Source organism: Spirosoma sp. 48-14 (assembly GCF_001898575.1).
GTDB lineage: Bacteria > Bacteroidota > Bacteroidia > Cytophagales > Spirosomataceae > Spirosoma.
On sequence record NZ_MKUD01000055.1, the window covers coordinates 1 to 1,132 of the forward strand.

The window sequence follows — 1,132 nt, forward strand, 5'->3', positions numbered from 1 at the left end:
TCACGATTACGGGGTATCATGGCTTGCGCTGGTTGGGAAAAAGTCAGACGCTGACACGCGCAAAAGAATAATCCTGAACGAGTTAGGGTAACGGTACAACCCGGATATTTTTCTGCTCGATTCTGGATAATTCCCTGAGTTGGCGGGCCTCATAGCGACGGTCGTAGGTGCCGACCGACGTACTATCATCATTTTTGCCCTTGTAGTTGATGTAATTCTGAAACCGGATACCACCCACTACCTGCGGGTTGATGGCCTTGCGGAAACGTGGCCCACCCTCGCTGTAAGCCAGATAATCCATCGTGTGCGTCTGCTGATTAAACCAATAGAAAAACGTATCCTGGTAGTCGGTTCCGCCCCCTTCGGCCCGAAACCGGACGCGCACTTTATGATAAGGCTGCCCGTCGATCTGCGATGTACCTACATAGTCAGCCAATACAGCCGGATCACTTAGTTTTTGAGGCAATAAAACGAAATAAGCAACCGAGTTCACCGCCTGACTATAGCGACGAGTCTGGGTCGAATCCAGCGTTTGCCGTTTGCCGTTTAGGGTACGCACAAACCCACTGTTGGTTAAGGTCTCAACAAGCTGGTTGCCCGTCGAATCGCGGTAGGAACGCTGGTAGCTGAATTGTCCGTCCTGGTGTTTCAATACCAGATGGTAGGTACGGAAATCAAATTCAATCCGCTTGTTATTGTATGCCGTGCCCCCATGTGCTTTAATAGCCTCTTTGACCAGTTCCGGCGCCTGGTACAGCGGTTGACACGCCCAGATACCAAACAGTAATAATGGTAGGCTTAACGTAAGAAGATGTCTAAACATGGTTAATAGAGAAATGATTTGACGAGCTGTCTGGGGCTATATAGTACGCAGTTAAACGCCTGAATTTCCGAATTTTACAAATTCCCCGGCACAATCTTACAAGGTAGTCATTGATGAAACCTCGTAGATTTGCCTAAAAATTTTGACTGGTATGAACGAGCTACTCATGGCTTCCGATGATGTTTTTGATGCACGAATCGCAGAAATGCTTACTCGTGATGATTCCCCGGTTTATGATACCGAACCGGACACCACCCACTGGAAAAAATTATGTCTCCGTCTGGAAATACGTGCGTCAGGTCTCATGAA

At 48.1% G+C, this 1,132-nt stretch carries 1 protein-coding gene; it reads right to left on the reverse strand.

Translation table 11 applies throughout. From position 1 onward, the window contains the following. Positions 1-82: 82 nt before the first annotated feature. Positions 83-823 (reverse strand): DUF6503 family protein, encoded by a 741-nt coding sequence (locus BGO59_RS24765; RefSeq protein WP_099076908.1) that lies wholly within the window; start codon positions 821-823, stop codon positions 83-85. Positions 824-1,132 lie beyond the last annotated feature (309 nt).

Excerpts from the sequence above, each read along its gene's own strand:
- BGO59_RS24765 (WP_099076908.1), bottom strand. The coding sequence starts at position 823 with ATGTTTAGACATCTTCTTACGTTAAGCCTACCATTATTACTGTTTGGT.